At 43.6% G+C, this 22,572-nt stretch carries 25 protein-coding genes and 1 rRNA gene; 13 read left to right on the forward strand and 13 right to left on the reverse strand.

Annotation, left to right across the window (positions count from 1 at the left end; translation table 11 throughout):
* The first annotated feature begins 4 nt into the window (after positions 1-4).
* From FM019_RS16225 to FM019_RS16235, 3 genes are all read left to right on the forward strand, one after another.
* Positions 5-304 (forward strand): YciI family protein, encoded by a 300-nt coding sequence (locus tag FM019_RS16225; RefSeq protein ID WP_143836998.1) that lies wholly within the window; start codon positions 5-7, stop codon positions 302-304.
* Positions 305-316: 12 nt separating this feature from the next.
* Positions 317-739 (forward strand): alternative ribosome rescue aminoacyl-tRNA hydrolase ArfB, encoded by a 423-nt coding sequence (gene arfB, locus FM019_RS16230; RefSeq protein WP_143836999.1) that lies wholly within the window; start codon positions 317-319, stop codon positions 737-739.
* 188 nt (positions 740-927) lie between these two features.
* Complete coding sequence (locus FM019_RS16235; RefSeq protein WP_143837000.1) at positions 928-1,710, forward strand: hypothetical protein; 783 nt, start codon at positions 928-930, stop codon at positions 1,708-1,710.
* Positions 1,711-1,914: 204 nt separating this feature from the next.
* Here the strand turns inward: FM019_RS16235 and FM019_RS16240 are convergent, their stop codons facing one another.
* Positions 1,915-2,805 (reverse strand): PD40 domain-containing protein, encoded by an 891-nt coding sequence (locus FM019_RS16240; RefSeq protein WP_143837001.1) that lies wholly within the window; start codon positions 2,803-2,805, stop codon positions 1,915-1,917.
* 241 nt (positions 2,806-3,046) lie between these two features.
* On the opposite strand from FM019_RS16240, the gene FM019_RS16245 reads away from it, so the two are divergent.
* The 5 genes from FM019_RS16245 (at position 3,047) to FM019_RS16265 (ending at position 6,427) form a co-directional block, all read left to right on the forward strand.
* Complete coding sequence (locus FM019_RS16245; protein ID WP_143837002.1) at positions 3,047-3,508, forward strand: hypothetical protein; 462 nt, start codon at positions 3,047-3,049, stop codon at positions 3,506-3,508.
* A gap of 79 nt (positions 3,509-3,587) precedes the next feature.
* Entirely contained in the window at positions 3,588-4,103 is a 516-nt protein-coding gene (locus tag FM019_RS16250) for a glycine zipper 2TM domain-containing protein (protein WP_143837003.1), read from the forward strand.
* A gap of 37 nt (positions 4,104-4,140) precedes the next feature.
* Positions 4,141-4,431, forward strand: a complete 291-nt coding sequence (locus tag FM019_RS16255; protein WP_409553376.1) for a PepSY domain-containing protein — start codon at positions 4,141-4,143, stop codon at positions 4,429-4,431.
* On the forward strand, positions 4,431-5,105 hold the full coding sequence (locus tag FM019_RS16260) for a response regulator transcription factor (protein ID WP_143837004.1): 675 nt from the start codon (positions 4,431-4,433) through the stop codon (positions 5,103-5,105). Before FM019_RS16255 ends, FM019_RS16260 begins: the two co-directional genes overlap by 1 nt.
* The gene (locus tag FM019_RS16265) at positions 5,102-6,427 is read left to right on the forward strand and encodes an ATP-binding protein (RefSeq protein ID WP_143837005.1); all 1,326 of its coding nucleotides are present in this window, start codon (positions 5,102-5,104) and stop codon (positions 6,425-6,427) included. The genes FM019_RS16260 and FM019_RS16265 overlap by 4 nt, the downstream gene beginning before the upstream one ends.
* 179 nt (positions 6,428-6,606) lie before the next feature.
* Here FM019_RS16265 and htpX read toward each other — a convergent pair whose 3' ends face one another.
* Together htpX and FM019_RS16275 are read right to left on the reverse strand one after the other, a co-directional pair.
* Positions 6,607-7,482, reverse strand: a complete 876-nt coding sequence (gene htpX / locus FM019_RS16270) for a protease HtpX (protein ID WP_143837006.1) — start codon at positions 7,480-7,482, stop codon at positions 6,607-6,609.
* A 109-nt stretch (positions 7,483-7,591) separates the two neighbouring features.
* The gene (locus FM019_RS16275) at positions 7,592-8,656 is read right to left on the reverse strand and encodes an AI-2E family transporter (protein ID WP_143837007.1); all 1,065 of its coding nucleotides are present in this window, start codon (positions 8,654-8,656) and stop codon (positions 7,592-7,594) included.
* 129 nt (positions 8,657-8,785) lie between these two features.
* On the opposite strand from FM019_RS16275, the gene folX reads away from it, so the two are divergent.
* Both folX and FM019_RS16285 read left to right on the forward strand, forming a co-directional pair.
* Entirely contained in the window at positions 8,786-9,151 is a 366-nt protein-coding gene (gene folX, locus FM019_RS16280; protein ID WP_143837008.1) for a dihydroneopterin triphosphate 2'-epimerase, read from the forward strand.
* A 9-nt stretch (positions 9,152-9,160) separates the two neighbouring features.
* Positions 9,161-10,060, forward strand: coding sequence for a TIGR01777 family oxidoreductase (locus FM019_RS16285; RefSeq protein WP_143837009.1), 900 nt, complete (start codon positions 9,161-9,163; stop codon positions 10,058-10,060).
* Between the two features lie 49 nt (positions 10,061-10,109).
* Here the strand turns inward: FM019_RS16285 and FM019_RS16290 are convergent, their stop codons facing one another.
* Positions 10,110-12,626 carry an ABC transporter permease gene (locus FM019_RS16290; protein ID WP_143837010.1) on the reverse strand — a complete coding sequence of 839 codons (2,517 nt, stop codon included), beginning with the start codon at positions 12,624-12,626 and terminating at the stop codon, positions 10,110-10,112.
* A 2-nt stretch (positions 12,627-12,628) separates the two neighbouring features.
* Positions 12,629-13,342, reverse strand: coding sequence for an ABC transporter ATP-binding protein (locus FM019_RS16295; protein WP_143837040.1), 714 nt, complete (start codon positions 13,340-13,342; stop codon positions 12,629-12,631).
* 49 nt (positions 13,343-13,391) lie between these two features.
* On the opposite strand from FM019_RS16295, the gene FM019_RS16300 reads away from it, so the two are divergent.
* Together FM019_RS16300 and FM019_RS16305 are read left to right on the forward strand one after the other, a co-directional pair.
* The gene (locus tag FM019_RS16300) at positions 13,392-14,024 is read left to right on the forward strand and encodes an arylesterase (protein WP_185969317.1); all 633 of its coding nucleotides are present in this window, start codon (positions 13,392-13,394) and stop codon (positions 14,022-14,024) included.
* Positions 14,025-14,137: 113 nt separating this feature from the next.
* Positions 14,138-14,320: a hypothetical protein gene (locus tag FM019_RS16305; RefSeq protein WP_143837012.1), complete on the forward strand. Its 183-nt coding sequence runs from the start codon at positions 14,138-14,140 to the stop codon at positions 14,318-14,320.
* Between the two features lie 97 nt (positions 14,321-14,417).
* Here the strand turns inward: FM019_RS16305 and FM019_RS16310 are convergent, their stop codons facing one another.
* The 7 genes from FM019_RS16310 to FM019_RS16340 form a co-directional block, all read right to left on the reverse strand.
* Positions 14,418-15,704: an amidohydrolase family protein gene (locus FM019_RS16310; protein WP_143837013.1), complete on the reverse strand. Its 1,287-nt coding sequence runs from the start codon at positions 15,702-15,704 to the stop codon at positions 14,418-14,420.
* A complete protein-coding gene (locus FM019_RS16315) occupies positions 15,701-17,110 on the reverse strand; it encodes an amidohydrolase (RefSeq protein WP_143837014.1) in 1,410 nt (469 codons plus the stop codon). Before FM019_RS16315 ends, FM019_RS16310 begins: the two co-directional genes overlap by 4 nt.
* A gap of 94 nt (positions 17,111-17,204) precedes the next feature.
* A complete protein-coding gene (dusC, locus tag FM019_RS16320) occupies positions 17,205-18,131 on the reverse strand; it encodes a tRNA dihydrouridine(16) synthase DusC (RefSeq protein WP_143837015.1) in 927 nt (308 codons plus the stop codon).
* 51 nt (positions 18,132-18,182) lie between these two features.
* Positions 18,183-18,383 (reverse strand): DUF1289 domain-containing protein, encoded by a 201-nt coding sequence (locus FM019_RS16325; protein WP_143837016.1) that lies wholly within the window; start codon positions 18,381-18,383, stop codon positions 18,183-18,185.
* Complete coding sequence (locus FM019_RS16330; RefSeq protein ID WP_143837017.1) at positions 18,373-18,675, reverse strand: DUF1272 domain-containing protein; 303 nt, start codon at positions 18,673-18,675, stop codon at positions 18,373-18,375. Before FM019_RS16330 ends, FM019_RS16325 begins: the two co-directional genes overlap by 11 nt.
* Before the next feature lie 142 nt (positions 18,676-18,817).
* Positions 18,818-19,822, reverse strand: a complete 1,005-nt coding sequence (locus FM019_RS16335; RefSeq protein WP_143837018.1) for a hypothetical protein — start codon at positions 19,820-19,822, stop codon at positions 18,818-18,820.
* Positions 19,822-20,838, reverse strand: a complete 1,017-nt coding sequence (locus FM019_RS16340; RefSeq protein WP_143837019.1) for a hypothetical protein — start codon at positions 20,836-20,838, stop codon at positions 19,822-19,824. Before FM019_RS16340 ends, FM019_RS16335 begins: the two co-directional genes overlap by 1 nt.
* Positions 20,839-21,005: 167 nt before the next feature.
* On the opposite strand from FM019_RS16340, the gene FM019_RS16345 reads away from it, so the two are divergent.
* The gene (locus tag FM019_RS16345; RefSeq protein WP_143837020.1) at positions 21,006-21,545 is read left to right on the forward strand and encodes a hypothetical protein; all 540 of its coding nucleotides are present in this window, start codon (positions 21,006-21,008) and stop codon (positions 21,543-21,545) included.
* An 898-nt stretch (positions 21,546-22,443) separates the two neighbouring features.
* On the opposite strand, the gene rrf is transcribed toward FM019_RS16345, so the two are convergent.
* Positions 22,444-22,559, reverse strand: a 5S ribosomal RNA gene (gene rrf, locus FM019_RS16350).
* Positions 22,560-22,572: the final 13 nt, after the last annotated feature.

The following is a 22,572-nucleotide window of genomic DNA, read 5'->3' on the forward strand; positions in this document are numbered from 1 at the left end:
TGACATGTTGTACATCATTTATTCGCAAGATGTTGAAAATAGCCTACCGCTGCGCAAACAAGCACGCCCTGCTCATCTGAAGCGCGTTGAAGTACTCAAGCAACAAGGTCGTCTAGTCATTGCAGGGCCGTGCCCAGCAATTGACAGTGACGATCCCGGTGAAGCTGGATTTACCGGTTCATTGATCATAGCTGAATTCGACAGCCTCGATGCAGCACAAGCTTGGGCCGATTCCGATCCCTATGTGTCGGCGGGTGTGTATCAAAGCGTATCGGTAAAACCTTACAAACAAGTTTTACCTTGATAGGGGTTGGCAATGGCTTGGATATCGATCACTTCAACAGTTGGCATTTCTGACGATGAGTTTGAAATGACAGCGATCCGCGCACAAGGCGCTGGCGGACAAAACGTCAATAAAGTCTCCAGCGCTATCCATTTGCGCTTCGATATTCGCGCCTCTTCATTGCCGGAACACTACAAAGAACAACTTTTAAAAGGTAGCGATAAACGGGTCACCAATGACGGTATCTTAATCATTAAAGCACAAAGCTATCGCACTCAAGAGCAAAACCGAGAGGATGCGATTGCAAGACTTATCGAAATCATTCAAAAAGCCGGCTTCAAACCTAAACCACGGCGCGCGACCAAACCCACCCGTTCGTCACAAATCAGACGGGTCGACAGTAAAAAGAAACAAGGTAAAACCAAATCACTGCGCAAGCGCGTAGATTTGGATTAACGCTACTCTCGTAGGTATGAAAACGGGAGCGTTACCTTTTACCCATTCGCGTTAATTAATGGATTACGAACCAGTTAGGGGCATTTCAGTTTTTGAAAGAGTCAAAATAAGATAATTGCTTTTTGATTAGTAAAGTGACCATAATCGCCAGTACGTTGTTCTAACCAATTAATTTACAAAGGATTGTTATGCGAATCATTGTCTTCTTACTAATCTGTACCTTATGTTCTGCAATGGCCTACCAAGTAGGCAAATCCAATGCTCTCAAGAATAATACGGAAGTTCCGTCCTCTAAGGTGCATGAGTCCACTGAAAAAGAAGAGCGATCTACTGATGCTACCCCCGCCAGTAGCGACCACGAACTTGAATCTGGGGATCCAAGTACCGATGACGATGTATCCTTGGAATCAAAAGACGAATGTCTGAGTTCAGCAGAGTTTAATGAGCAGGCAGATACCTTGGTCACTCAGTATAAAAAAACCGAACGCGAACTTACAGAAACTAAAAGCGCTTTACGTGACGCAAACGCGACGTTGAAAGAAGCAGGTTTGGAGGTACCTCAAACGCTCACACGAGAAGAAATAGAAAAAAGCCTACCCGCTCCATTTACTGACGTGATAGCTGGTGCAGACTTAGGAATTCGAAAGAACTACGAGGAATTTTCAAATCAACAGCGAAATGAAGAATGGGCTATCGAAATGGAAACAAATATTCGAGATTTCTTTTCGCTACATGAACTATCCATTAATGTCGATTTGGATAGTGTTATTTGCAAATCAAGCTTTTGCGAAATTAGGGGATTTGAAAAAGCGCCTGAAGTATTTCCAGTCATTATCCGAGAACTTTCAATGCAGCCTTGGTATTCATCTGGTCAAGGGTCATTTTCGAACTTCACCCCTTATACACCAGGGATTCATAACGAGGATAATAAAGCTTACTTTTACGTTCTCGCCGTTTTTAAGAGTCGCTAAAAAGGTTTAAATCAAAAAATGAACGACGTCATTTTCTTGTAAGCTCTTGTTGGGTATCTGTTAAATCCGTATTTGCAGGTGAGAGATCCTCGCACAAGAGCGTCGCGAGGATGACGTTTAGGTATATTGCATCGCGGGGGTAACATATAGATGTTTAGTTTCTCGGGAAACGTTCAGAAATAGCGTAATACAAGGAACACGGCCCTACCCTTTTGGTCTAAGATTCTCAATGACCTTCGTATCCACCCAGTAACTTTTACCTACCCAATTGCGGCTGCCGTTTTCTTTCACCTGCCACTCTCCCCTAGAAAAGAATAGATATTTTCCATCATGTGTCACTCGTGGGGAGCTTTCTTGCATGTCTGAATTAATTGCTGAACCCATGTTTATTGCAGGAAGCCAAGCACCATCTTTGCCTCTAAAACTGATATAAATATCCGATTTGCCAAAGCCTCCTTCTCTTTGCACATCCCACATTAAATAGGATTCGTCAGGCGCGATGTAAGGGTGAGCAATCCATTCACCTTGATTGATGTCGCTATTCAATTTAACTGGGCTTTCATATTCGCCGTTTAGCAGACGGGAATAACCAAGATTGCCACGGCCGTTGTCCTCTTTTTTGTAAAAAGGAAAGTAATAGGTGCCTTTTGATGAAAGCGAAATACCATGTCCCTGCTCTTTTAAAAATACGCCTTGATTTTTAGGCTCTGACCAACCTGCATCAGTTCGTTCTCTGACCCATTTTCCGCCAAACATCATGTTGCCATCACCAGTAAATTGCGGCCACCTTATGTCGGTCTCTGTTTCTTCGCCCCACTTATCGTTTTCGTAACGAATAACAAAAAATGTTCGGTTTACATATTTGCCATTTTTTCGGGAGAAATAAAACTCCTTCATATCTGGGGAAAACGAACCACCTTCAAATCGTCCATCTGGCGATACGATTTTGGGGTCAAATAGTTTGGGCATTAATCCTGGCGGTTCTTCGCCAAAATAGTCCCCGTGTGAAGTTAAAGTATTGTTTTTGCTAACACTGTTACAGCCTGTGATGAAAACAGAGAATAGCAAAGTGATGAGTACACAAACAGGTTTCATTGCCTTTCCTTTTTAAATTCAGATAGTTATCCAACGTTGCGCATTTTTAGATTGAACAAGCTAATACTTTATCTGAAACGTTATATGTACTTCTGACGCCCTAATGATTTTTAGATGATTTTATTCTGACAACGAAAATCTTTAATTTGCCTTATTGTGTTTTTGCCTTCTAGAACACCCCTCATTCAAGCAATTTTTATTTTCGCCGATAACTCTCTTGAGGATAGAGAGGACAATGATAATGAAATTCTTGGAAACCATTTCAATACCCAAATTGGTCAATACAATGAGTTTGTTAGGCGCCGTGGTACTTGGTTTGACGGCCTGCAACAAAGTCCTTTCTTTGAATATCGTTCGCTATGCTGACAAAGCCACCTATTTGGTCGATGAAAAAGCATTAAAAACCGTGGATCGTACTTTTTACGGGGCATTCCGTTTAGGAGAATGGCGCTATAAAGGGGTTAATGCCAACATTGGAGAGGTAAACGTTTATATTCAAATTCCACAAGCTTTGAATATGAACGATGATGTACAAGAGCGCTATTTACAACAAGTTATTTGCCCCCGTGGTGATAATTTGGAAATGTGGCATCAACTGCGCCAGGTAGATTTAAATATTCATATATACACACATAGTAAAAACCGTTCTGTCTCTGCTGTATGCTTGAATCCACTCAAAGCAGAAGCATTTTCTCAAGCTTAATCCTCAGTAAGGTTCAATTCAGTTATAGTTCAGATTGTTTCCCCTACCATGTGATCACACATTGAGAAGGAGAAACATCATGTTTAATATCAAAACCCTTAGTATTGCAGGATTTGCATTGGCCCTTTCTAGCGGTTCTGCGTTTGCTGATACTTACTATGATTACGCCAGAGTGATCAAAGCCAAGCCTGTATATCATTATGTCACGGTGTCTCAACCTGTAGAACAATGTTACCCAGTTAAAAAACGCCGTTATCTTAAAGGACATCATGGTGATCGCACTGGTTCAACGGTTGCTGGCGCTGTTTTAGGTGGCGTAATCGGTAACGTGATTGGGGACAACCGTGAAAGCACAGTGGCCGGTGCTATCATTGGTGGCGCATTAGGGCACACTAGCTCACACAAGCGCTATCATTCAACCCGAGTGGTTGAGCATTGTGATACCGTCTATGAAAAAACCCGAAAAGTCCGAGAGATAAAAGGTTACAAAGTTAAATATCGTTATCAGGGAGAAAAGTATAAAACCTTTATGCGTCAACATCCTGGTGACAAAATCAAAGTACGTGTTAGAGTTTCCCCTGTGGGTTACGATTAACCCGTACGAATGCAAACGCCAAATTTAGGAAATGACTTTGATTAAGCAGTCAAAATTAAGATTCATGTCATTCTTGCAAACTTTATTGTTAACGGTGGCGCTGCTTTTTGCAGCCCCATCGATGGCGCAAGACCAACGTGGACAAAACATTAATAAAGCCCAAGCTGTTCAAAAAGCTCAACAGGCAGTAAGTGGCCGGGTGCTGCGCGTCGATCAGAGTCAAAATACGTACCGGGTTAAGGTACTGCAAAAATCAGGAAGAGTGGTTACTGTGGACGTGGATAAACGCACGGGGCGAGTTACCAAACAAAGGAGTCGAAACAAGTAATGCGTATTTTGCTCGTCGAAGATGACAGCAGGCTTCTCACTCAGCTTGATCAGCTGCTTCAAACTAATGGATACAGTGTAGATTTGGCCGATGATGGTGAAAAAGCCAGCTTTTTGATTCAAGAATATCCTTATGATTTAGCGATTGTGGATATCGGTTTACCGATCATTGACGGTTTTGAAGTCATTAAAACTGCCCGCAAAAACAACATTGCTTGCCCAATATTAATTCTCACCGCACGGGATCGTTGGCAAGAAAAAGTCGAAGGATTGGATGCAGGCGCTGACGACTATTTAACCAAACCATTTCATAATGAAGAATTACTGGCAAGAGTCAAAGCGCTCATACGCCGTTCTTCGGGTCAAGCTAACCCGGTTATTGAAAAAGGTCCAATTAGTTTGGATACCACGGCTGAAGAAGTGTCCGTAAATGGAGAATATCTTGAACTCACTGCCTACGAGTACAAGGTATTGGAGTACTTATTGCACAACCCGCAAAAAATCGTTTCGAAAACCGAATTAACTGAGCACATCTACGATCAGGACTTTGACCTAGACAGTAACGTCATTGAAGTGTTTGTTGGTCGTTTACGTAAGAAACTTGACCCTGATGGCAGCTATAAACCTATCGAAACCTTGCGTGGCCGTGGATACCGCATTAATCGCGACCTATGATAAAACTCTCATTACGTCTTCGTAGTTTTATCGCAGCGCTTTTTGCACTGCTATTTTTTATTCCGCTTACAGCGATCACATTGGAAAAAGGCTTCACAGACAGTTTGACCCAATCCATGTTGGAGCAGCTTCGCGTGCAAAGCTTAACGCTAATATCTGAATTTGAGATGCGTGAAGGCAAACCCGACATGCCGGAACAATTGTTTAATGACAAACTAAATATTCCTGGCTCAGGCTTGTATGCATTTATTAAATTAGACAACAAAATCGTTTGGCAAAGCCTGTCCACATTAAACTGGTTGGAACAACCTTTTTTGAACGAACCCAATGTGGGAGAAGAGGTATTCATCCCCAATTTTAACGTGGTGTCGGATTATTTTATGTTTGCCTATACAGCTGAATTTGACACTTTAGAGGATTTCGTCCCAGTTAGCTTCTTTATCGTGCAAGATAAACGCATGTTCGAGAAAGAACGACAAACATTCGCAACCACACTGTGGAATTGGTTAGGGTTAGTGGCAGTATTCTTGTTGATTGTATTGATCATTAGCTTGCACATGGCTTTGAGTCCAATAAATACCTTGATCACACAGATTAAACAAGCCGAAAAAGGCGAAATTGAACGCTTGGATCAGCCCTACCCGCCAGAGCTAGAAAAACTCAAAAACAGCATTAACCATTTGTTAGATACCGAAGCACAACAACGAAGCCGCTATAAAAACAGTCTGAGTGATCTAGCACATAGTCTAAAAACCCCTTTAGCTGTGTTATCCGGCAATCAAGCTTTACCCAACTCAGCGCAAGAACCATTGAATCAAATCGATAGCATTATTCAACGCCAACTTAAACGAGCGGTAGCGGGTTCAGGTAGTGGTTGGGAACAAGCTGAACCTGTTCTCCCCACTGCAGAAAAGCTCCAGTCTGCAATGACGAAAGTGCATGCTGATAAGGCACTTGATGTCGCACTAGAGATCGAACAAAACAGTGCGTTTAAAGGAGACAAAACCGACCTAATGGAGATTTTAGGTAATCTGATGGATAACGCCTGTAAAGCGGCTAGACATCGGGTAGTTGTGACGGCTTCAATGCCAAGACAGGATTGTTTATCCATTTGTGTTGAAGATGACGGACCTGGCATAGCAAAAGAGCATCGAGAAGCTTTGTTACACCGAGGAAAGCGCCTTGATAGCTACAAAGAAGGTCAAGGAATTGGTCTGGCAATCGTGGCTGACTTGGTAGAAGCCTACCATGGCAAAATGGAAATTAGTGATTCGGAATTGGGCGGTGCACGAATTACTCTGACTTTTAAAACTATCGTCTAGTTAGACACTTTCCTTGCAGCGGATCAAAATTGAAGTGAGGCTTAATGACTCTTTATGGGGTTAATGACTCTTTATGGGGTTGATGACTCTTTATGGGTTGATGACTCTGCCCGATGCTTTAAGCCTAACTTCACACCGTAAGAATCAATCAACCACCTATTCTCTATCCAATTAGGCGCTTAACTTCGATTTTGTAGCGCCGCGATTCTCTCTTCTAATGGCGGATGGCTGGCAAAAAGTTTATGGATTTTACCGGCATTAATTGCAAAAGCCGCCATTTCATCAGGCATATCTGCTGTTCCTTGGAAAGATCTGAGTTTTGCCAGCGCTGCGACCATATTGTTGCGTCCTGCGAGTTTGGCGCCTCCAGCATCAGCGCGAAATTCTCGGTATCGAGAAAACCACATGACAAGCATCATAGCTAAGAACCCTAAGATGATTTCTGCAATGATAGACACTATCCAGAACGCGGGACCATGCCCTCTTTCGACTTTAAATACGACCCTGTCGACAACGTGCCCTATGACGCGAGATAAAAATACAACAAAAGTATTCACAACACCCTGCACTAAAGTCATTGTCACCATATCGCCATTTGCGACGTGACTAACCTCGTGGGCAAGCACTGCTTCAACTTCTTGTTTATTCATGTATTCCAACAACCCGGTGCTTACAGCTACGAGAGCATTGTTTTTATTCCAACCCGTTGCAAACGCATTTGGCGAAGGACTATTAAAAATACCCACTTCCGGCATGCCAATGCCTGCCATCTCAGATTGCCTTCTTACCGTGTCCACCAGCCAGCGTTCCGTGGGATTTGTTGCAGCTTCAATGACATGGACACCCATTGAGCGTTTTGCCATGAACTTAGAAATAAACAACGAGATAAAAGCACCGGCAAACCCGATCACTGTTGAATAAATCAGTAGCGCCTGCAAATCCAAATCAACACCATTTTGTGCCAATAAGCCTTGAAAGCCGAACAAACTGAACGTCAAACTTAACAACGCAATAATCGCAATATTGGTTCCGAGAAAAAGAGCAATTCTTAGCATTTACATTCTCCAATCACATTCATATGACTTGTATATGCTACTGATCTAAGTCTTTCACAAGATCACCACCTTGAAAATATTTTGTCGTAGACCAAAAGCCTAACGTTCGTTATTCACTTTGTTCTTTGCTTTGCTCTACTTCTTGAGGCACATCCTCACTATCAAGCAGCAGCGCTATCCACCTTGTATCCTGATTGGATTCCAAGGCAATTTTAACAATCATGGTCAATGGCACCGACAACAACATACCTACGGTGCCCAATAGCCAGCCCCAAAACACCAAGGATAAAAACACCACCAGCGTTGAAAGCCCTAACCCTCTGCCCATAAACTTTGGTTCGACAACGTTGCCCATAACTGTATTACTAACCACGTACCCTAATGCAGTCAGGCCAGCCACCGCTGGGCCAAGTTGCACCAACGCCATAAGCACGGCTGGAACAGCTGCGATAATCGAGCCAATATTGGGAATGTAATTAAGCAAAAATGCCAGCACGGCCCACAACATAAAGTGGTCGACGCCTAGAAAATACAACCAAACGCCGATAACAAAGCCGGTAGCAATGCTGACCAGCGTTTTGATCACCAAATAGTTTTTAACGGAGATCAAAAACTTGTCGATTTGCTGAATTTTCATGGACGGATCATCCAAGGCTATATGGATCTTTTTCGGAACAGATTCTGCCTCAAATAACATGAATACCACGGTTAGCAAGATCAATAAAAAGTTTGTCAGCACCCCGCCCAAACTTGTGAGCAAGTTGGTCGCCATGTTCATCGCTACGGCCGGGTCAAAGTAGGACACCAATAATTCTGTGTTTATTTCTAAATTAAACAATGCCTCTAAACGGGTTGTAATCCACAGCAATTCTCCACTAAGCTGTTGTTTGTAGACAGGTAAATTTTGTCGAAACTCGGCCATTGAATTGCCAACAAGGCCTGCGAGCATGAATCCAAAAACGACAATTATCAGTATTACTGATATGACCGATAGCCAGCGAGGGACTTTGTATCGACTTGCCCAGTTGATTACCGGATTGCAAGCCATAGCGATAAAGACAGATAACAAAAAAGGAACAACAATCGTACTAGCCGCTTTAATGCCGGCAAGAACAACAACGATACTAGCGCTGACAAGTAGTGCCTTGACAGCGGTGGGCGATTTAATTTCCATTTAGGCTCACAAAATAATACAAACAACGTTTAGCACACGCTATCAGAATACCGGTGCAATGCAAATATTCAGATTGGTGTACTAACGTTTTTTGTAGCAACACCAAAACAATAAAGGAAACATCAATACATGAAGCTGAACCCAGCCACTATCAGAATTAAAAACCTTCGACTTCGAACCTATATCGGTATCAACGAGGACGAAATTCTCAACAAGCAAGATGTAGTGATCAACGTAAAAATTCATTACGACGCCGAGCAAGCAACCGATTCTGATGACATGAGCGACGCGCTGAATTACAAAACGATCACCAAGCGCATAATTAAGCTAGTCGAAGATAATCGTTTTTCATTGCTTGAAAAACTTACCTCAGATGTACTCGAAATTGCAGCAGAACATGCCTGGGTAACCTATGCTGAAGCAGAGGTAGACAAACCTCATGCATTGCGATTCTCAGACTCAGTGTCGCTGTGTCTATCTTGCACTAAAGGGTAATAACACAAAATGGCTAAATATTTGGTGACGGGCGGTACAGGTCTAATTGGGCGAGCACTTGTCGACAAGCTCTTGGCGGCCAATCAAGAAGTCACCGTGCTCACACGCTCTGTGCGTATGGCAAAAAAGACCTTGCCCGATAAAGTGACATTACTGGAGTCTCTTAACGTCTTAAAATCGCTCGACGCCTTTGACGCCGTGATCAACCTTTGCGGCGAGCCTATTGTGGATAAACGTTGGACAAAAGCGCAAAAGCGCGTGATCCAATCTAGTCGTTGGGATGTCACACAAAAACTTACGAATCTGTTTAAGTCTGGCAAACAACCGCCAAAAACCTTTATTAGCGGTTCTGCGATTGGCTATTACGGTCGTCAAGGTGATCAAGCAATTACTGAAGATTATTCCCAAGTGCACGATGAATTTAGTCATCATCTGTGTAAAAAATGGGAAGACATTGCACTGTCAGCAACACATTTAACCCGCGTATGCGTGTTGAGAACAGGGATCGTGTTGTCAGATTCTGGTGGCGCGTTAAGCAAAATGACCCTGCCATTTAAATTAGGGCTAGGTGGGCCTATCGGTGATGGGAAACATTATATGTCGTGGATCCATATCGACGATATGGTCAACGGCATACTGTTTTTATTGAACAATCCAGAGTCGTCTGGCATCTACAATTTTACTGCACCGCACCCTGTTACCAATAAAGTTTTTTCAAAAGCCTTGGCCGGTGCAGTGAATAGACCCTGTATTCTGTTCACCCCTAAGGTCGCACTTAAAATCGCAATGGGAGAAATGGCAGATTTATTAATTTACGGACAAAACGTCATTCCTGCCCACTTGTCCGAAGATGGCTTTACATTTTCCTATCCGCACGTTCAGCAAGCACTAGATACATTGGAGTTATAAAGCGAGCGCGCTGACTTACCCAACGCGCCCCCTTTTGGTCGTCAATGGCTTAAACCATTTTCCTCAGCAATTGGCTGGTGTTAAGCGTAAGAAGTCGCCAGCAACCTGCTGCCCCTAATAAGCCAACAACAGCTGCACCGACGAGGGGCGCAATAAGCCAATATTCGTAGTGAATCGAACCCTGCATCTGAAAGACCTGAGATTGCAACAGGTATAGAGTCAGCTCATTTGCCAAAGCAGCCATCGCCCCGGCAACGATACCGATGATCAAAAATTCGAACACCACGCTAGAGCGTATCAAGCTCCCTTTTGCGCCTAAGGTGCGCAGTATCGCTAACTCTTGCTGGCGTTCATCCATACTGGCTTGAACTTGAGCTATGAGCACCAATGAGCCTGCGATCAGTACCAGGATCAGAATAAATTCTACGGCCAATGATACCTGATCAACAATTTCTCTTAACTGATTAATCCGCGCATCGACATCGAACAATGTGACACTGGCAAAGGGTCTCATCAATTCAGAAACCTTGGCTTTTTGTTCCGACGGCAAATGGAAACTGGTGATGTAGGTAGGTGAAAAGGCTTGCATCACTTCTGGTTGCAGTACAAAGAAGAAATTGGGTTGCATGGTTTGCCAATTCACCTCTCGCAAACTGGTCACTTCTACATCCACAACTTCGCTGCCAATATTGAACGTTAATTCATCGCCAAGCTTTATGTCTAATCGTTCGGCAAGTCGTTCTTCTACTGACACGCCATAAGGTTGGCCTTCTTGCCACGAGTCGAGCCATTTCCCTGCAACAATACGGTTTTCATTTTGCAGCGTCGAGCTCCACGTCAAGTTAGCTTCTCGACCTAATCCATTGCGCCCTTGATCCTGTTGTTCATCATCTTCCTTGGTTACTGCCGTGCGAATTTTTTCGTCGTTAATCGCAACAAACCTTGCACGAACGACTGGATAAAACACATCGGTTTGCACATTATTTTGCTGAAAATGTGCATCCAATCCAGGGCGTTGCTGCTCGGTTATATTCGACATGAAATAGTTCGGTGTCCCTTGTGGTAACTGGTCTCGCCACTGGGATACCATATCGTTACGCATAACCAAAACTACCAATAAAAGCATGATGGTAATAGAGAAACTAATCAGTTGAACGCTGTTGTCCATCGCCCGACGTTTGATTCTCGCCCAGGCGAGCTGCCAGGCACCCATTTTGCCTTGCCCAAGCTTGCGGCCTACAGCGATTAACCCATAGGTAATAGCCAGCAACGCACACACTAAAACAATACCTGAAACAAATAAGATTAAACTGATTTTTAGATTCTGACTGTATGCCCACATTAGTAGCAGTATTGCTGAACCTGTTGCGCCAAACTGCAATACGCGGGAGCTCATTCCAGCACCCAAATCACGCCTCAATACACGAAGCGGCGGCACGGAAAATAGTTTCAGCAGCGGGTAAAGTGAAAACAGAACAGCACAAACAATACCGGTGAAGACAGCAATAATCAGTGGCCGCCAATGCCAGACATCGAGCGACACCTCTACCCGGTCAGCAATTGCGGCAACCACCAGTTGCTGGATCCCTAACCCGGCAATTGTACCGATCACAATTCCTAATATAGTAATGAACGAAATCTGATAAAGATAAACACGCTGAACGGTATTTTTACTGGCACCTAAGGTTTTCATGATCGCAACAGGATCATAATGACGTTGGCTGTAGCGCTGCGCTGCTACGGCAATCGAAACCGCAGCGAGCACAATGGCTAGCAAACTGGCTAATAAGAAATATTGCTCTGCTCTGGCCACAGAACGACCGATGGGAGAATCATCATCTTCCACCGACATCCAATAATGCAACTCGCGATCAAGTTGCGGCTCTAACCAATCGTAATAATCATCGAGGGTTGATGAATCCCCAACAAAAAAGTAAGTGTAAGTAATTCTGCTTCCGGGACCCGTGATGTTTGTGCCCGCGAGCTCGTCGTAACCAATCAGCACTTTAGGGTTTCCACCGAAAACACTAAACCCCGAGTCAGGAACTTCTGTTATTACTCGGGTAAGGGTAAAGTCACTATCTCCTATTTCAATCTTATCACCCAGTTTCAGACCTAGATTTTGGAATAATCGCGATTCCGCCCAAGCTTCGCCGGTCGCAGGTAAAAATTCCGTGACCTCTCCCAATCCAAATGGCTCAGTTGACGTTTTCATCTCACCCTTTAGTGGATAACCATCTGCAGCTGCGCGCAAACTGGTGAGGGTCATTTGCTCGTTACCAAACACCATCGAACGGGCATAAACCTGCTGAGTTGTGGCCAACCCCATCTCTTTGGCTTTACTGATCCACTGTGGATCCACCGGATCTTCTGAATCTAAGAGTCTGTCTGCCGCAATAAAATCAGCCGTGCGAGCAGTCAAAGCACTCTGCAGTCGCTCGCTAAACAGAGATAACGATAATACAGAGGCCACAGACAACACAATGGCAAACAAAATAATCGTTAATTCGCCTCGTTTGGCTTCATGCTTGAACAAACGCCAAGCTAAATTAAACGCACTATTCATGATTAGCTCGCCTGCATTTGTTGAATATCAGCATCAGATCCTGAGGGCTGCTCTGTCACTTCAGTCAATTCACCGGCGTGCATGTGCAGCTGGCGCTGACATTGGCTTGCTAGCTCAGGATCATGAGTCACCAAAACCAAAGTAGTGTCAGATTCACGGTTCAAGTCAAACAATAATTTTTCAACCTTGTCGCTGTTTGCTGCATCAAGGTTACCTGTGGGCTCATCGGCAAAAAGAATTTTTGGTTTAGTGATAAAGGCTCGCGCAATAGCAACACGCTGCTGTTCGCCACCAGATAATTGATTTGGATAATGAGTGCCACGGTGGCCCAAGCCAACTTGCTCAAGAATTTGTTGCCCTAACTCTCTTGGATTATCCATTCCCGCAATTTCCGCTGGCAGCATAATGTTTTCCAGCGCAGTTAGGCTTTGCACTAACATAAAGCTCTGGAAAATGAAGCCGACTTTTTCACCACGCAAACGAGCGCGCTGTTCTTCATCCATACCGTGCAGCCCCGCGCTATCAAGATATATCTCTCCCTCGCTGACCTGATCTAACCCGGCAAGCAGGCTTAATAAGGTTGATTTTCCGGAGCCGGACGCACCAACTATGGCAACGGACTCACCCGCCTTGACATTAAAGCTAATTGGTTGAAGGATCTGAAGTTGGCCTTCACTCGTATTCACTATTTTGGTGATGTGTTTCGTTTCAATCATTACATTTGGAGTTGTTGTCATAGTGCACTTATGGTTTAAAAAAGACGCAATGCGTCAGTTGAAATTAGTCTTGTTATTTATACCTTTGCTGATCATTTCAGATCACTTAGCCGCAGAGCAAATAACCAGTGAGCAGAAAAAAATTCTGGTACTAGGTGATAGCCTAAGTGCAGCGTATGGGCTTAGGCAAGAGCAAGGTTGGGTTAGTTTGTTACAAAATGCATGGCAACAGCAACCCATAATCGTTGTAAATGCAGCAATTAGCGGTGAAACAACGGACGGTGGATTAGCCAGACTACCTCGACTCTTAGAGCAACACCAACCGACTCACCTATATATTGAGTTAGGTGGAAATGATGGATTGCAGGGTCATCCCGTGAAAAAAATGCGTGACAATATTCAGTCAATGATCACCTTCGCTCAGCAACAAGGAATCGAAGTAATTTTGCAACAGATGCAGATCCCAACAAATTACGGGCGACGATACAACCAAATGTTCACAAGCATGTTCACCGAGTTGGCGGAGCAAAATAATGTGCCTCTTATTCCGTTTTTTATGCAGGACATTGCCCTAGACAAATCGTTGATGCAACGAGACGGCATACATCCAAACCTAGAAGCGCAACCGATGATCGCTGAATTTATGAAAGAAAAACTCGAAGGGGCATTAAAGGCGGATTAGCAGTAAAGCCTTGAAAAAAGCAAAGTCAGTGCAAAAACTTAACCGTTGAATGATTTTTGTACTAAAATTTGTAAAAAGTTATCGATAAAATAATTTATGAGAGGTCAATCGCGATGGAAATAGGTTCTTCAAACAATGCAGCTGTTTCGCAAACATCTGCTCCACAGCAGGTTCGTCAAGCGGAAACATCGCAAAGACAAGCGGAGCTAGAGACGCCGGCCGCGCAACCCAGTACAGCAGAGAATAGCCCTACTCCGGACTCCCGTGTCGGTTCGGTAATTAATACTCAAGCTTGATTCACTCTTAGACACAAACAAAAAGCAAAAACCGAGCATTGGCTCGGTTTTTTCGTATTAGTCAGTTGAAATAAGTGCCAACTAGGTTGGCATCTTTCTACGGCCGCACATAGTGCACAGTTTTGCCTTGTGCCTTCTGTAGATAGCGGTCGCGCAGTTTACTTTGACGAGAGGTCATATCCACTTGCTCACCACCGATTAATACAATTTCAGCAGTTTCTGTCACTTCTAGTGGATCTCCCGACCAAACAACGATATCAGCCCGTTTACCTGCTTCTATACTTCCTAGCATGTCATCAACAGCATAGATCCTTGCTGGATTGATTGTTAAGGCTGCTAAACCCGCTTCCCAATCCAATCCATGAGATACAGCATTGCCTGCATGCTGTTTTGCCAAGCGAATGTTATGGGTATTCATTCCAATAGCGACCAACACGCCTGCGTCATGCAATCGTCCTGCGTTTTCCAGCGTTGCAGCAAGCTGGTCAAACTCATAAGGCAGGTTTGATTCAGGATTGAGGATCACAGGGATATTAGCTGCAGCCAATTCTTTAGCGACTTTCCAACCTTCTGTTGCGCGCAGTAATACAACGTTGATCCCTTCGTGGCGTTGTTTAAACGCGATGACTTGGCGAATATCCGATTCACGATGCACTTCGATCATCAAAGGCACCTCACCTTTTACAACGGCTGACAATGCTATAGCATCTTCAACCGTGCTCGCACCATGCCATTCGCTTTGTGGTGTAATGGATTTCCCGTCTATATATATTGCTTCGACAAGTGCTTTTTCCAGAGTGACCCAAAGGGCTGCTCGGCTCTCACCAATATCATCAGCACTTCCATTGTCTACGCCCGTGGCAATAAATGCAGCGGAACGTAATACAGGCGTGTTGCCGTGCAGCGTAATGATTGCGCCTTGTCCCTGAAACAATTGATCAGTATTTTGAAGCGCTGTTGCTGCCGAAGTAACGCCCTCAGAACGGGAAATAGGAATTAGCGATGAATGTGGATTAACGCCGTAGGAAACATCTAAGGCGGCTCCTGTGGTCGAAATGCCACTAGCTATTGTTCTTGCGTCGACCGTTCCAGCAGAAAACCCTACTTCGACTAATCCTAGTGATGTGTATGCTCCCATTAGTCCTGGTGTGACAACCTTGCCTTTCCCGTCAATAACACGATAGCCAGCAAGCGCTGGCGTTTCATTTAATACACGTTGAATTTTTCCATCACGGATCAAGACTGTTGCGTTGTCTATTGAACCTTGACTAGACATGGTATGTACCCGGGCTCCTACTATCGCAATATTTTCAGCAAATGCTGCCGATGTGGCCACTACTGACATCAATAATGTCTTTGTAAGTATTCTTCCAAATGTATTCATTTGCTGTCTCCTTCACCCGGTTGGCCTAACTCGAAATCGCTTACTGGCCAGCTTTGTGGATCAGTGCGGTCATAAGCCAGTGCTCCATCGATGTATACGTTAACCGCTTTTGCGTAAGTCGAGAAGGGATCAGCACTCCACAGCACCACATCGGCGTTTTTACCCACTTCCAGAGAGCCAGTTTGTTCAAATATACCCAGTGATTTGGCCGGGTTTGCAGATAGCCATTGCCATGCATCAGCCTGACTAATGTTTAATCCAACACGATTTCCATCGGCCCAGGCTTTTGCCGCTTCTTGGTTTAGGCGCTGTATTCCCTGATCACTATCAGAGTGCACAATTGCACAAGCGCCAGCGGCATGCACCATAGGGATATTTTCTTTGATACCATCGTAAGCTTCCATTTTGAAGCCCCACCAATCTGCCCACATCGATGAGCAAACGTTATTTTCTGCCAACTTGTCGGCAATTTTGTACGACTCAACCGCGTGATGGAATGAGCCAATTTGGTAATCAAATTCTTTCATCACATCCAACATGGTGCCCATGTCATCAGCTCGATAGCAATGCATGTGCACAATAATTTCACCATCAAGCACACCAGCGAGAGTTTCGAGTTTTAAATCACGTTTAGGCGCATTTGGATCTTTGCCGGCTTCGTGATCTTTATAATAGCGATCCCACTTTTGTTTGTAGTCTTGCGCATCTGCCCAAGCCTGACGATAGCCGGCAACGTTGCCCATTCTGGTTCCTGGACCACCTTTTTGGCCATATACCCTTTTCGGGTTTTCACCACACGCCATTTTCATTCCGTACGGAGCACCAGGGAATTTCATATCCTGAACAACTCTGTTTGGTACGTTTTTAACGGTCACGGCTCGTCCGCCAACTAAGTTAGCCGAACCAGGCAGAATTTGCATGCTGGTAACGCCTCCAGCCAATGCACGGCTAAACCCTGCATCCTGTGGCCAAATAGAGTGCTCAGCCCACACCTGTGCAGTTACCGGGTTGGTCATTTCATTACCATCAGAATGAGAGGCTGTATCTGGTGTTGCATAAACACCGAGGTGACTGTGCACATCAATAATACCCGGCGTGACCCATTGCCCATTCCCGTCAATGATGGTAGCGCCTTCAGGCGCTTCAATAGATTCACCGATTGCTTGAATTTTTCCATCGCTCATCAACACAGAGCCCGACTGGATCATTCCGCCCACACCATCGAGGATCGTCACGTTGGTAATTAACGTTGGCGAACTAGTCATAGGTTGATAGGTACTAGGAAAAGGGTTTTTATCGATTTGAATTGGCGGTGTCTTTTCAGGTTTGTCGTCACTGCAACCCACCAAAAATAAGCCGCCCAACACGCTAAGTGCCAGTGCTTTTTTGTTAACAGAAGTGTTCATTTTTCCCTGCCGTTATTGTTGTGATTATCTATTATTCTTATGTAATGCTGTATGTTTACTGTAAAAACCAGCGAACAGATTAAACTGAATTGGTTTAACTTTGTAGTATGTTAACGATTTCTTCTGCTTGCCGAAGCGTGCGGATCTGTTCAAAAACCGTGTCGGCTTCAGTATATTGTCTGCGTAAATAGCCAAACCACTGCTTAATACGATTTGGATAATAACGACCTTTGTCGCCGAAGATCTCATAACCAGAATAATCGATAAGTAATAGCTTTAGCTCCTGCCAGGACATGGGTGCAGCATCATGGCGGATCACATTGGCAAGGTTAGGTAAAGCAAGAGCGCCTCTGCCCAACATAATGTCCTGGCAATTCGATTGCTGCTGGCATTGTGCCGCATCGCTTTTATTCCAGATTTCGCCATTTGCGATAATGGGGATGTTTGTTTGTTGCTTAATTTTTGCGATCCAATCCCAGTATGCAGGTGGTTTGTAGCCTTCTGTTTTCGTTCTAGCGTGAATGACCAGACTATCAGCGCCAGCCGACTCAATAGCCAATGCGTTTTCAATGGCAAGGGTTTTGTCTTCAAATCCTAATCGCATTTTCGCCGTAACGACTTGGTCTTCAGGTACCGCTTTTCTTACTGCAGAGACAATTTGATAGAGTGCTTCGGGCTCTTTGAGCAGAACCGCACCTCCTTTACTCTTATTTACCGTTTTTGCCGGACAACCAAAATTAAGATCGACTCCATGAGAGCCCATTTCGATCGCGCGTACAGCATTTTCAGCTAACCAGTCTGGCTCCTGGCCAAGTAGCTGAACTTTGACGGGTGTGCCGTTTGGTGTGAGTCCATCAGTTTTAAGTTCAGGACATAGCCGATAAAACACTTTGGGAGGTAATAATTGATCAACGACACGAACGAATTCTGTTACGCACAGATCGAATCCACCAACACGGGTTAACATGTCTCGCATCAGGTGATCTACGACTCCTTCCATCGGAGCTAATACTATTTTCATTCGATTAGAATTGCGTACTAAAGTTACGGTGGGCGCGGATTGTAGCAGATTTTAACTTTTAGCGTTGGTGGATTTTTGCGTCATTTTTCGAAGTGCAAGCTTTGTGATGATAGCTTGCTTTTTATCATCAGAAGCTTGCCCCCATATCAAGATTTCATCAAGCATGCGAAAGCACCCGACACACATATCATTTTGATCCAAACAGCAATTTCGGATGCACGGCGATTCTATGCTCGTTGATTCATTTTGCATGTTTGTTTTTCACACTTTGTGAGAAAGCTCTAATTTGTTCCACAGTAAACGGAGTATGCACTCTTTCAGTTGAAGCGGGGTGATGAGCCAAACTAACATTTTCTCGGTGAGCATGCACGGGCCGAATGGGTCGATGACAAAAACCGCCGCCACAATTTGGACACACATTGTCTAACACATTTTCCACACAGCTCTGGCAAAACGTGCACTCATAAGTACAGATCATTGCCTCGTCTGAATCAGCGGGCAAATCTTTGTCACATAACTCGCAGTTAGGTCTTAAAATCAGCATAATAATTCAACGCATCCTAGTGCATTGCTATGAGAGTATAGTAATCAATATGCCATCAGTTTGAAAAGGTCTCGATAGGTTTTACGTCATTTCATCTATGTTTTTTGGTCAACATTTTGTGAAGAGCATTATTTTGCAAAGATTAAAGAAACTTTGAAACCAAAGTTTCCACAAGAGAACCTGCTATCCAAGAGAATGGAATTGAAAAGCAAATCAAAATGCCTTTTATACTTTGCGGCAAATCAATAGGCCACTCAGACACCTCTGAAATTTCCTGTTTTGCACTGATCAAAGCACTGAGTTTACGTAAACGTTCAGGGTCATCAGTCAATCTGCGATTTTCACCTATTTTTCTGTCAAATAACAGGTGGAAAGATTGGTTGATCCGGCTAATTGCCAAACGCTTCTTCCGCGCGATGATGCGCTGAACTCTAACTACCGGCCAAAATAGAAACAAGGCAAACAAGATAAATACGGTAGCCACGATCAGCTTGTCCAACTGGGGTATCTCTCTGCCTATCCAAAATAGCGGTACAAACGCCAAACTAATCGCTGATAGCACCGTGTTGGAGATAACCAAATCGGAAATTGGCGTTAGTTTTTTGATACCAAACAAATCAATTTTTTCGACACTTAAGAAGTGTTTAATGACGTAGCGAGTTACATAAAAAAGTTGAAGCATGAATAAAAAAGTCAAAACCCAAAAAGGGATCGCCATAAGGTTTAAATAAATTGCGACCATTCTTAAATCCGTCGCCAAAACCCCTTCAAACAACATATAGGTAATGCCTGAAGCCACTCCTAACCCAACAGAAATCTTCAGGTTAATCTTAAAACGATTACGCAACATGTTAACAACGTCAACCGAGTACACTTTATCCAAATTATTTTGCATAAAGTTGTCTAGGCAAAAATAGGCTCGTTGCAACATGGTGGCATTAATAAACCAAAGTAAACCGGTAAAAATTGGCAGTGCGAAACCAGCGTTAAACTCTTTCGCTAACTTCGCATCTTCTGGATTAGGCGTGTCAAACGCGCCAAGTAAATACGAGCCAGTGACACCTAAAATTGCGTATAAGAAAGGCCCAAACCAATTTGGTAAACTCACGTGTTTTTGAATACCTTTGTTTCGTGCAACGGATTCCATCACTGAGTCCAAGGCTTAATCATTTGGCTGATAATCCCAGCTCCTGTCCAGGACAATAGCGGGATAGTAAGAATAAAAAGCATTTTAAGCGCAAAAGGGACGTTCATTGGCCATACGGGCGCTCGTTGAATTTCTTTTCTGACCACAAGCAAATCAGAAATATATTGTAATCGCACATCATCATCGACCAACCTCCGTTGAGCGCTCTGCGTATGGTTTTTGTCTAATTGAGCGTTGAGAGAATCATTCACTCTTGTTAAAGAACGGTCTTTTCTGAGACGAATCACTGACTGCACCCAATAAATAGGAACCAGCAAAATCCCAGCGATAATGATCGCAAAGAACAGCATTAGAAACTGGTCAGTTTTAGGAATATCAACAAAAAACGAATTAATCGGATAAGTCGAAATTAGCAAAGTGGCAAACAAAAAATTTACGACGATCAGGTCACAGATTGGACTCATTTCTTCTACTTCAAATAATCTGACACGCATATATTTGCTGCAATAAAGAAAAACTAATCGAAGAATAAAGTACAAGGTTGTTATGTAAGAAAGTAAGCAAAACCAAAGCGGCAAGGCCTGCAATAACAACAAATAACGGTATTCAGATACCTGATACACACTGGTTTCTTGTACGTTAAATAGTCCTTCAGAGGATAAATAAAGCGTCGCAATCATCGCGGCCAAAACTGCTATGACGGCGTTTAGCTTTGACAATCGATTAATAATTATTTTTTCAAAATGATGTACAAGCTTGCTTTGTTTGCGTGTTCGTCGATGGCTTGCTATATATCCAAGCGAATTTGCACAAGAAACGATGCAAACATTTCTGCTCCACCACAATAGTGCCGTTAACAATGGCAACACTACCGCAGCACCAGCGTCTCGCGCCAATACACTGGTGCGATCTTGCTCTATGGAAATGAAGCCTAACGAATAATTAAACAGCCACAGCGTTAAAACATAAGCTAGTGGTAAATAAAGGGGTCTAATTTTTAAAACATTCCCTGCCAAAGTGGCTTTTCCATTTTAATTTTTACCACACAGTGTATGAAAAAAGTATCTGAGATTGCAATTTTTGTTTATTTATTAAACAACTATTTGTAAAAGGCTGCTAAATTAAAACTATTTTTTCCTATGGCTCGACTTATCTGTACCACTTACAAAAAAGCGAGCATTTTATGAATCACTTGGTGAAATATACCTCATTAACGTTAACCTCTGTTTTGGCCTTATCAGTATTTGCCACAAACAAGCCTGAACTGTCGGGTTATGAATTAGTAGCCTATAAGGGATGTGACGTTGTTTATTCCATGACATTGAATGAGCAACAAGCGGCAGCTTACGACAATTTAAACAAAGAATCTGAGCTCATGCATAAATTAGAAGTGCCCATCAAAAAGATGCAACCCGCGTTGGATGAATTAGAGGAACAAATGCGTAAAGTTTCTCATATTGCAGTGCAGGAGACAGAAAAGCTTATACGAATAGACAAACAGGCAATGGAAAAACAAACAGCGATTGCTGAAAAAATAGAGGCTTTAATCCAACAACATCAAAGCGATTTTGACGCCATTGAAAATCTAGGAGATAAAATCCAAGCCGTCGCAGATCAGTTTGAGAAGTTAGTAACAAACGCACTTCCCTCATCCAAAGACTTTGATCATATTCAAATTTTTACTGACAATGACACATCAAGGAAATGCGAAAGTTACATGTAATAAAATTATCTGCCCACATGTATGAATAAAAATCCTCCATAGCCTCCGCCCTGTGATTACTTCACTGTGCGCTGAAGGTTGTCGTCCCTAACAACCATCGGTGACCATGGCGGAATGTTATTCTTTTGGACTTTGGTTCGCTGAAGCAAAAGTTACTCTCGCATGGGGGTGAAGGCGGTTGTTGTTAGCTTCGCAGAAGCGTTAACCGACTGAACGACGTTCAGGGATGTGGGCGCGCACGCTAGTGACGCACGGCTAGTGTGGGTGCGTTATCAGTGACGAGTTCTTTTTGGGTTTTGTTTTGAGTGTGAGCGAAGTTATGTTTTGAATTCACGATTATACCACAGAGGTCCCCGACTGCGTGCGCGACATAAGAGCGTTTCGGGGATAATGTAATGGACCCACCCTTTTATACGGCTTCGCCATGAGCCATTGAGCTCAATAAACAGGCCGAATATATGAAGGCGATAACTCACTTATTATCTATCAATAAACCTTGCAAACTGGGTGGGTCCATATATGACGTTTCTTCGATTTACCTTCTCGCATGGGGGTAAGCGAGGATGTTGTTAGTTGCGCAGCAACGTTTGACGAGTGCACGACTCGCAAGGATGCGAGGCTGGATGCAGCCACATGGATGTGTGACACCTATTTATCAACTACAAAGTAAAGTATTGCATGACACTAGATGGGTTAGGTTTCCCCTTTGGAATTGCTCTTGCGCGCAGCGCTTTAGAGTAAGGCCACCTACTTTGATATCAATAAATCGATGACTGGTTAACAACTTACAAGCATAAAAAAAGGCCACCTGATTTGATATCAATAAATCGATGAATGTTAATTAACTTACAAGCATAAAAAAAGGCCACCTGATTAGGTGGCCTTTCTCTAAATAGGAGTCTGGCAATGTGCTACTCTCACATGGGGAAACCCCACACTACCATCGCCGCTAATACGTTTCACTTCTGAGTTCGGAATGGAATCAGGTGGTACCGTATCGCTATGGTTGCCAGACATAAACTGGTTA

This window comes from Aliiglaciecola sp. M165, from assembly GCF_007197995.1.
Lineage (GTDB): Bacteria > Pseudomonadota > Gammaproteobacteria > Enterobacterales > Alteromonadaceae > Aliiglaciecola.